Annotated in this window: 3 protein-coding genes; 1 reads left to right on the top strand and 2 read right to left on the bottom strand. The window is 28.1% G+C overall.

Annotation, left to right across the window (positions count from 1 at the left end; genetic code table 11):
* Window positions 1-9: 9 nt before the first annotated feature.
* Complete coding sequence (locus Q0V09_RS09575; protein ID WP_297488943.1) at window positions 10-975, top strand: magnesium transporter CorA family protein; 966 nt, start codon at window positions 10-12, stop codon at window positions 973-975.
* A 48-nt stretch (window positions 976-1,023) separates the two neighbouring features.
* Here Q0V09_RS09575 and fusA read toward each other — a convergent pair whose 3' ends face one another.
* Together fusA and Q0V09_RS10820 are read right to left on the bottom strand one after the other, a co-directional pair.
* A complete protein-coding gene (fusA, locus tag Q0V09_RS09570) occupies window positions 1,024-3,081 on the bottom strand; it encodes an elongation factor G (protein ID WP_297488940.1) in 2,058 nt (685 codons plus the stop codon).
* Between the two features lie 104 nt (window positions 3,082-3,185).
* Window positions 3,186-3,290, bottom strand: a complete 105-nt coding sequence (locus Q0V09_RS10820) for a MetS family NSS transporter small subunit (protein WP_297406655.1) — start codon at window positions 3,288-3,290, stop codon at window positions 3,186-3,188.
* Window positions 3,291-3,296 lie beyond the last annotated feature (6 nt).

Here is a 3,296-nt window from a genome sequence, read left to right as displayed (position 1 = left end):
GGTGGTTCTATGATAAAAATATATAAAAGTCATAATGACATATTAGAAAAAAAACATTTTTCTATTTCTGAAACTTTAGAAGTAGAAAAACTTACTGAAAAAAATACATGGATACATCTATTAAATCCAACAGAAGAGGAGATTAAAGTTGTTACTAATAGCTTTGAAATTCCTGAAGAACATATTAGAGCTGCTCTTGATGAAGAGGAAAAAGCCCGTTTGGAAATTGATGATGACCTTATTTTATTAATTATTGATGTACCTATGCATGATGAAAATAATCGTTGTTCTTTTGCTACTGTTCCTCTTGGAATAATCCTTTTAGGAGATCACATTATAACTGTTTCAACAGTTAAATTAGCTCTTATTGAGGAATTTATACAGGGAAGAATTAAAAGCTTCTTTACTTTTAAAAAAACTAGATTTATTCTTCAACTTCTTTTTAGAAATTCAACTTATTTCCTTTTATATCTAAAGCAAATTGGTAGAATTTCTGATAATATTGAAAGACAACTTAAAAATTCTATGAGAAATCAAGAACTTATGTTGCTTCTAGAGCTAGAAAAAAGTTTAGTTTACTTTACAACTTCTCTAAAATCAAATGAAGCTGTATTAGAAAGAATGATGAGAACAGAAATTGTCAAAAGATATCAAGATGACTTAGAACTACTAGAAGATGTTATTATCGAAACAAAACAGGCTATTGAAATGGCTAACATTTATTCAAGTATCCTTAGTGGTACAAGAGATGCCTTTTCATCTGTAATCTCTAATAACCTTAACGTTGTTATGAAAAAATTAACTTCTATTACTGTTGTATTTGCTATTCCTACAGTTGTTTCTGGATTATGGGGAATGAACGTTGGTGGAATTCCTTTTGCACACAATCAATATGGTTTTTTATTTGTTTTATTTGTAGCAATTTTATTTGGTATGATCATTTCTTGGATTTTATTTAAAAAAGATCTGTTTTAAATATAAAACAGTGGTTCTAAATCTTCTCTAGATTTAGAACCACTATTTTTATTTTCTTGAATCTATTATTTTTTTTGCTAAATTTTCTTGTAATTCATCATATCTTAAAAAACCATACTCAAACCGTCCCTTTCCTTGAGTTAAAGACTTTAAATCAATTGCATATTTTAATATCTCACTTTCAGGAACATCCACTATTAAAAGTTGCTCTGAGTAATCTTTTGGTTCCATCCCTAATATTTTACCTCTTCGTTTATTCATATCTCCCATAATGTCACCTATATACTCATCAGGAGCCATTATTTCCATTCTAACAATAGGCTCTAGTAATACACACCTTCCAGATTCCATTCCTTTTCTAAAGGCTAAAATAGCAGCTTGTTTAAAGGATAACTCATTTGAATCAACTGGATGATAAGAACCATCATATAATGTCGCTTTTACATTTATTACTGGATATCCTGCTAATTTTCCTTTTAACATTGCTTCTTGCAAACCTTTTTCCACAGCTGGTATATAAGTTTTTGGCACTACTCCTCCATGGATTTTATCTATAAAATTAAACTCCTCTATATTTGGTTCAAATTTTATAAAAACTTCTCCAAACTGACCAGCTCCACCAGATTGTTTTTTATGTTTCCCTTGAGCTTCAACTATCTCTTTTAAAGTTTCTCTGTAAGAAATTTCTGGATCTTTCAGTATGCCATGTACTCCAAATTTATTTTCTAATTTATTTAATAAAATTTGTAAATGTTTTTCTCCTTGTCCTCCAATTAATAGTTCTTTTGTTTCAAAATTTCTACTAATAGAAAATGAAGGGTCTTCATCTAATAATTTTTGTAAAGAAGTACTTAATTTATCATCATCTATTTTCTCTTTTGGTAAAATAGACATATATAAACATGGCTTTTGAAAAAATATTGTTTTATAAATAATTGGAAAGTCTTTATCACAAATAGTATCTCCTGTTTGAGCAAAAATTAATTTTGTTGTAGCTCCTATATCTCCTGCTTTAATCTCTTTTGATGTTATTTGTCTTCCACCTCTAAAAAAACTAATATTAGATATTTTTTCTCTTTCATTTTTATTTGCCACTAAAATTTCATCATCTTTTTGAATTTTTCCTGAATTAACTTTAAATAGTGAAATTTTTCCTAAATATGGATCCACGATTGTTTTAAAAATTATTGCTGAAAAAGGTTCATCCTCTGAAACTTTTCTTTCTATTTTTTTAGTTCCATCTAAACTATACCCTGTTTTTATTCCATCATTTAATTCTTGAGGAGTTGGCATGTATCTATACAGCATTTCAAATAAAGTTCTAACTCCTATTGTATTACTTGCAGAGCCAATAATAACAGGTACTATCTCTCCATTTACAACACCATTATGTAAACCTTGTTCAATCTCATCTTTTGAAAATTCCTCTCCTGAAAAATACTTTTCTAATAATTTTTCATCTGTTTCAGCGATTGCCTCTAACAGTAGATTTCTTACTTCATTTACATCAATATTCTCAGGAATAATATCATCATTACATTTCTCTCCATCAAAAATTCTACTCTTTAAATTAACTACATCAACAAAACCTTTAAAACTTTCTTCAAATCCAATTGGTATACAAAATGGTGCAATTTTTTTACCAAATTTCTCTTTTAAATCATATAATAGCTTTTCATAATTATGAACACCTTTATTCATTTTATTTATAAAAATTATTCTTGGGATTTTCATTTCTTCTAAAAATCTCCACATTCTTTCTGTTCCTACTTCAACACCTGAAACTCCATTTATCACTAAAATTGCTCCACCAGAAACATTTAAAGCTGATAAAACTTCTCCAGAAAAATCTGAATATCCTGGCGTATCTAATATATTATATTTATGTCCTTCATATTCTAACGGAACTATTGAAGTATTTATTGAAAATCCTTGTTTCATTTCCTCTTTATCAAAGTCAGAAACACTAGTTTTCAAATCAACACTTCCCATTTTTCCAATAGTATTAGAAGTAAATAACATAGCTTCTACTAAACTGCTTTTTCCACTACCTCTGTGTCCCAAAAGAGTAATATTTCTTATTTCACTCATTCCATAGTTCATCATAACTATTCCTCCTGATTTTAAGAAATTTAGCACTATTACTTTATAACTAATTATTTTCAATTCGTCAATAGTTAAATATTACTCTTTCTTTAGAACTTTTCTTTTTATTTTTTTTCTTTACTTGCAAGAGCTACTCTTAAACAAAAAGCAAACCCTCCCCATAAAATAGTTCCAATCAAAACCCACATAATTATTGCTGATGTATTCATAATTCC

Origin of the sequence: uncultured Cetobacterium sp., assembly GCF_947039425.1 — a bacterium.
Taxonomy (GTDB): Bacteria; Fusobacteriota; Fusobacteriia; order Fusobacteriales; family Fusobacteriaceae; genus Cetobacterium_A.
The sequence above is the reverse complement of the archived record's forward strand: the minus strand, read 5'-3'. Positions and strand labels throughout refer to the sequence as shown.

Bases quoted from the DNA above. Each gene is read 5' to 3' on its own strand.
- Q0V09_RS09575 (WP_297488943.1), top strand. From the start codon at position 10: ATGATAAAAATATATAAAAGTCATAATGACATATTAGAAAAAAAACAT.
- fusA (WP_297488940.1), bottom strand. From the start codon at position 3,081: ATGATGAACTATGGAATGAGTGAAATAAGAAATATTACTCTTTTGGGA.
- Q0V09_RS10820 (WP_297406655.1), bottom strand. From the start codon at position 3,290: ATGAATACATCAGCAATAATTATGTGGGTTTTGATTGGAACTATTTTA.